Source organism: Streptomyces gilvus, from assembly GCF_022513565.1.
Classification (GTDB): Bacteria; Actinomycetota; Actinomycetes; order Streptomycetales; family Streptomycetaceae; genus Streptomyces; species Streptomyces gilvus.
Map to the genome: position 1 here is coordinate 43,686 of NZ_JAKWBE010000045.1, position 6,000 is coordinate 49,685.

Here is a 6,000-nt window from a genome sequence, read left to right on the forward strand (position 1 = left end):
TCCTGCGTCGCGAACCGGTCTGCTCCGTCTGCCTGCCCGCCGAGTTGAGATACCGGATCTTGTACTCGTGCGGCACTTCGAGCTGATGCGCGCACGCGGTCCATGACCTCTATGACACAGCTGGGCGGCTTACGGCTTCCACTGTCACTCGCAGGGGTGCCCTGAAGGACAGCAGGCCAAGCATCGGGGGGTTCGCGTTCTCTGCGGCGAGCCGTACGTCCGGCAGGTTGCGGGCCACTGCCCGCAGGGCCACCGCCGCCTCAGTACGTGCCAGGGACGCTCCAGGGCAGCGATGGCGCCCGACGCCGAAGGCCAGGTGGTGCCGGGTGTTCGTGCGGTGCGGGCACATCCGTTCCGGGTCGGGGAAGACCGAGGGATCGGAACCGCTGCCCAGCAGCATCAGCAGCAGCTGTGCGCCTTGGGGCAGCCGCACCCCGCCGAGTTCGGTCGGCCGACCCGCGACCCGGCGCCACGTGGTCACCGGCGGCTCGCGCCGCAACACCTCCTCCACCAAGGCCTCGGCCAGACCTTCCGCACTGGCCGCCCTCGGCCGCAGACCGGGCTCGGCCAGCGCCCGGCGCAGCACGGTGGCGATGAGTTGTCCGGTGGTGGACTGCCCGGCGATGAAGACGAAGAAGCACGCGCCGACCGCGGTCGCCACGTCCAGCGGCTCGCCACCCGGCAGGCGGTGACGGGTCAGTCCCCCGATGAAAGACCCGGAAGCCGCCGTGCCGCTGCGCACGGTGGCGGTGAGCCACTGGTGAAAGGCGCCGACGTGCTCTGCGAGTTCCAGTTGCCGCTCGAGTGCGGGCCTGCCCCAGAAAAGTTCCAGTGAGGCGTCGCTCCAGCGAATCAGGGTGGCCGGGTCGATGCCCTGGATGCCGAGGAGTTCCATCAGCACCCTGCAGGGCAGGACTTGGGCGAAGGAGGTGAACAACTCGCTGCTGCCGGTGGTATCGATCTGTGACCGCACCGCGGCGAGCAGCTCCCCGGCGATGCGCTCGATGACGGGTACGGCGGCCATGACCTGCTGGGCATTGAAGAACCGGGTGACCACCCGGCGCAGCCCCGGGTGGCTGGGGGTGCCGTTGTTGGCGAGCGCGGGTGGGAGGGTGAAGCCGGCCCGGGCGAGGACCCGCAGCACGGCAACGGGTAGCGGAGTGACGGCGTGCTGGGCGTTGTCCGGGTGGAACAGGCCCGGGTCGAGGAGTACCCGGCGTATGTCCTGGTGGCGGCTGACCAGCCACAGCCCGGTGGCAGGGTCGTGGTGCACGGGCGAGGTGGACCGTAGTGCGTCCAGCCAGGGATAGGGGTCACGAACGAAGTCGTCGCCGAACAGGTCGAGCGTGCCGAGCGAATCACGGATGTCCGGCGATCGAGAGCCGGCCGCCGGGCCGCACCCGGCTGTTCCGGTGTTCGGCGCGGTGTCGTCGAGAGCCGGGGAAGTCACGGCCGGACGCTAACACGCACCCCACGCAGCCCCGCCGTTGTGTGCGCGGCATCACGCGATCACTCGCCCGAATCCGGGCGGCCGCCCTGGATCACTTGTGGCGGGCGTGCCAGAGTGCCCGTCATGGCCCACCGCACCGTCCCGACCGTCCCCGCCCCATCCTCCCGCGCCCGGCCGTCCACCGTGCCGAAGGACCAGGACCAACCGGCGGACCGAGCCAACAAGCCCCGTCCTGCCCGGTCACGGGAGGCAGTCCCCGACCCGGCGGCGGTCTTCGACTGGCTGGAGCGGCGCGCCGAACTGCGCGCCCGCGCCGGGCTGGCCCGCCCGCTGCGGTCGCGCCCGGCCGACGACCCGGTGCTGGACCTGGCCAGCAACGACTACCTGGGCCTGGTCCGCCACCCCCGGGTGACGCGGGCCGCTACCGACGCGGTGCAGCGCTGGGGCGCCGGCGCCACCGGCTCCCGCCTGGTCACGGGCACGACCCAGCTGCACACCGCACTCGAGGAGGAACTCGCCGCCTTCTGCGGTGCCGAGGCCGCGCTGGTCTTCTCCTCCGGGTACGCGGCCAACCTGGCCGCCCTCACCGCGCTGACCGGCCCGGGCACACTCATCGTCTGCGACGCCTGCAACCACGCCTCCCTTCTCGACGGCTGCCGACTCTCCCGCGCCAAGGTCGCCCACGTGCCGCACCGCGCACCGGAAGCGGTCCGCGCCGCGCTCGGCGAGCACGGCGCGGGCCGGGCCCTGGTGGTGACCGACTCGGTCTTCTCGGTGGACGGCGACGCCGCACCCCTGACGGAGCTGACCGCCGCCTGCCGCGCGCACGGCGCCGCACTGCTGGTGGACGACGCCCACGGCCTCGGCGTGGTCGGCGACGGCGGCACCGGCGCACTGGCCGCCGCCGGTCTGGCCCACGCCCCTGACGTGGTGGCGACGGTGACCCTGTCGAAATCCCTGGGATCACAGGGCGGCGCCGTACTGGGCCCGCGCAGAGTCATCCGGCATCTGACGGAGACGGCCCGCACCTTCATCTTCGACACCGGCCTCGCCCCGGCGAGCGTGGGAGCGGCACTGGGCGCACTGCGGCTGCTGCGCGAAGAACCGGAACGGGCCGCGCGGGCTCGCGAGGTGGCCCGGAAGCTGTCGGCGGGTCTGACCGCTGCGGGGCTTCGGGCGAGCGTGCCGGACGCGGCCGTGGTCTCCGTCCGCGCCCCCTCACCGGAGGCAGCCGTGGCGTGGGCGCGAGCGTGCCGGGAGGCGGGCGTGGCAGTGGGCTGTTTCAGGCCGCCGTCCGTGCCCGACCGATTCTCCCGGCTGCGGCTCACCGCCCGGGGCGACCTGGCCGACGCCCAGATCGAGCACGCAGTGACCGTCATCGCACGGTGCGCTCCTCCCTGCGACACGGAACGCTGAGGGCGATCCCGCAAGCGTCCCTTGCCACGCGTGTCACCCGTCGATGAGAGCAGTTGCGGGCGCCGCGCGGCCGGGCCCGGCTGACATCGGGGCCTGGCTCCACCGGCTCGGGGCCTTCACTGCTCAGGGCCGCCCTCGATGAGACGCCGCAGCGAGGGGAGCAAGGCATCGAGGTCCTGACCGGACCGGAAGGCGACGACGGTGGTGCCGCCTTCGCCCGATACCTGCTGGGACTGACGTGGCGGGAAGAGGGCGAGCACCTCGCGCATCGCCTCGTCGACCTCTGCGACGGGGTCGGCGGACTCGCCCCGGAGCCATCGGCGCAGGACGTGGTTGTGCGCCGCGACGACCGCAGCGGCCATGAGTTCCGCCCGGAGCGAGGCCGATTCGGTGGGGTCACCCATCCAGTCCGAAATGAACTCACGGAACAGCCGCTGGTAGCGGGCCACACTGGCGATCTCGCGGTCCCGCAGGGCAGCCACCTTGCTGGTGAGGGCGTACCGCCGTCTCGCCAGATCGCCCTCGTCGACGTAGTGCAGCAGCACCAGGCGGACCGCGTCGGACACGGCGACCAGAGCAGTGCTGTGACTGGAGGTCGCCAGGCGGTCCCGGATCAGGTCCAGCATCCGGTCGTGGTCCGGGAAGATCACGGCTTCCTTCGACCCGTAGTGCCGGAAGAACGTCGTACGCCCGACTCCGGCCCGCTCGGCGATGTCGTCGACGGTGGTCTGCTCGTATCCGCGCTCGTCGAAGAGGGCGAACGCGGCGTCCGCAAGGCGCATCCGCGCAGGTGGCTTGCTCATGAGCGCACATCCTTCCCCGTCTCGACCGATGGAGGCCACTTGCCCTGCTCGATGGAACTCAGTACCGTATCATTGACATTGAGTACCAAAGGAGGTTCCGGCGTGGATTCCGTTGGACAGAGCGAATCCGGCCTGCCGATCCAGCCGCTCTACGACGGCTTGTCGCTGACGGATTTCGACGTGGCCGCCAAGCTGGGAGCGCCGGGGCAGTTCCCGTTCACCCGGGGCGTGTACCCGTCGATGTACACCGGTCGGCCGTGGACGATGCGGCAGTACGCCGGGTTCGGCACGGCGAAGGAGTCCAACGAGCGCTACCACGACCTGGTGGGCGCCGGCACCGGTGGCCTGAGCGTGGCGTTCGACCTGCCGACGCAGATGGGCTACGACTCCGACGAGGCCATCGCCCAGGGCGAGGTCGGCAAGGTCGGCGTGGCCATCGACTCGATCGAGGACATGCGCACCCTGTTCCAGGGCCTTCCGCTGGACAAGGTGTCGACCTCCATGACGATCAACGCGCCCGCCTCGACGCTTCTCCTGCTGTACCAGCTGGTCGCGGCCGAACAGGGTGTCGCGGGCCACCAGCTGACCGGCACGATCCAGAACGACGTGCTCAAGGAGTACATCGCCCGCGGCACGTACATCTTCCCGCCGAAGCAGTCCCTGCGGTTGATCAGCGACATCTTCGCCTACTGCCACAAGGAACTGCCGCGCTGGAACACCATCTCCATCTCCGGCTATCACATGGCCGAGGCCGGGGCGAACCCCGCGCAGGAGATCGCCTTCACCCTCGCCAACGCGAAGGAATACGTACGCGCCGCCATCGCCGCCGGGCTGGATGTCGACGACTTCGCGCCACGCCTGTCCTTCTTCTTCGTCGCACGCACCACGCTGCTGGAGGAGATCGCCAAGTTCCGCGCCGCCCGCCGCATCTGGGCCCGCATCATGCGCGACGAGTTCGGCGCGAAGAACCCCAAGTCCCAGATGCTGCGCTTCCACACCCAGACCGCCGGCGTGCAGCTGGCCGCCCAGCAGCCCGAGGTCAACCTCGTCCGGGTCGCCCTGCAGGGCCTGGGCGCGGTCCTGGGCGGCACGCAGTCCCTGCACACGAACTCCTTCGACGAGGCCATCGCCCTGCCCACCCAGAAGGCGGCCCGGCTCGCCCTGCGCACCCAGCAGGTCATCGCCTACGAGACCGACGTGACCAGGACGGTGGACCCGTTCGCCGGGTCGTACGTCATGGAGTCGATGACCGACGATCTTGAGACTGCCGCACTGGAGTTGATTCAGGCCGTCGAGGAGCGCGGCGGCGCGGTCGAGGCAATCGAGCAGGGCTTCCAGAAATCCGAGATCGAGAAGTCGGCGTACCGGATCGCCCTCGAGATCGACCGGCAGGAACGGACCGTGGTCGGAGTCAACAAGTACGTCCTCGACGAGGAAGAACCGTACGAGCCACTGCGGGTCGACCCCCAGATCGAGGCCGACCAGTGCGAGCGTCTGGCCGCGCTGCGCGGGGAACGGGACAACGCCGCAGTCGGGCGCGCGCTCGACGAACTGCGTACCGCCGCTCGGAGCGAGGAGAACGTCCTGCCCTCGATGCGTGCGGCGCTGGGGCTGCACGCCACGGTCGGCGAGGTCTCCCATGCCCTGCGCGATGTCTGGGGTGTGTACGTCCCTCACGAGACTTTCTGACCCACCCCCCAGACGGGCCCGCTTGGGGAGCCGTCACCCATCGCTTCTGGAGCACTCCATGATCTGCTGCCACGACCTGCCGCGCCGGCCACCGATGCCCCCTGACGCCTCCCATCCCAGGATCCTCGGACGCAAGGACGTCTCCGTCCCTCCTGGCACTGGTCTCACCGAGCACGACGACTCGTTCGCCCGGGAGCCCCTGGCAGGACCACAACGTCCCACGTACCAAGTCTTCGGCTGCAGTCGCCAGAAGGAATACGTTCGATGAGCGCCAAGCCGACAGAATCGTCCGAGATCGACATTCGCACGACCGCGGGCAAGCTCGCGGATCTCCAGCGTCGTATTGACGAGGCGACGCATGCCGGCTCCGCGCGCGCCGTCGAGAAGCAGCACGCCAAGGGCAAGCTGACGGCCCGTGAGCGGATCGAACTCCTCCTCGACGAGGGGTCGTTCGTGGAGCTGGACGAGTTCGCCCGGCACCGCTCCACGAACTTCGGTCTGGAGGCCAACCGGCCCTACGGCGACGGCGTGGTGACCGGTTACGGCACGGTCGACGGCCGCCCGGTCGCCGTGTTCTCCCAGGACTTCACGGTCTTCGGCGGCGCCCTGGGCGAGGTCTACGGGCAGAAGATCGTCAAGGTC

5 protein-coding genes are annotated in these 6,000 nt (G+C 70.3%); 3 read left to right on the forward strand and 2 right to left on the reverse strand.

Annotated elements, in window-relative coordinates:
* Positions 1–109: 109 nt before the first annotated feature.
* On the reverse strand, positions 110–1,450 hold the full coding sequence (locus MKW14_RS38540) for a cytochrome P450 (RefSeq protein ID WP_240871120.1): 1,341 nt from the start codon (positions 1,448–1,450) through the stop codon (positions 110–112).
* A gap of 123 nt (positions 1,451–1,573) precedes the next feature.
* On the opposite strand from MKW14_RS38540, the gene MKW14_RS38545 reads away from it, so the two are divergent.
* Positions 1,574–2,866, forward strand: coding sequence for an 8-amino-7-oxononanoate synthase (locus tag MKW14_RS38545; protein ID WP_240871121.1), 1,293 nt, complete (start codon positions 1,574–1,576; stop codon positions 2,864–2,866).
* Positions 2,867–2,982: 116 nt separating this feature from the next.
* Here MKW14_RS38545 and MKW14_RS38550 read toward each other — a convergent pair whose 3' ends face one another.
* Positions 2,983–3,669, reverse strand: coding sequence for a TetR/AcrR family transcriptional regulator (locus MKW14_RS38550; RefSeq protein WP_240871122.1), 687 nt, complete (start codon positions 3,667–3,669; stop codon positions 2,983–2,985).
* A 102-nt stretch (positions 3,670–3,771) separates the two neighbouring features.
* On the opposite strand from MKW14_RS38550, the gene MKW14_RS38555 reads away from it, so the two are divergent.
* Entirely contained in the window at positions 3,772–5,358 is a 1,587-nt protein-coding gene (locus MKW14_RS38555) for an acyl-CoA mutase large subunit family protein (RefSeq protein WP_240871123.1), read from the forward strand.
* A 264-nt stretch (positions 5,359–5,622) separates the two neighbouring features.
* Positions 5,623–6,000: carboxyl transferase domain-containing protein (locus MKW14_RS38560; protein WP_276623129.1), on the forward strand; the 378-nt coding region annotated here is incomplete at its 3' end.

Coding starts and splice junctions, on each gene's coding strand:
- MKW14_RS38550 (WP_240871122.1), bottom strand. CDS start 3,669: ATGAGCAAGCCACCTGCGCGGATGCGCCTTGCGGACGCCGCGTTCGCC.
- MKW14_RS38545 (WP_240871121.1), top strand. CDS start 1,574: ATGGCCCACCGCACCGTCCCGACCGTCCCCGCCCCATCCTCCCGCGCC.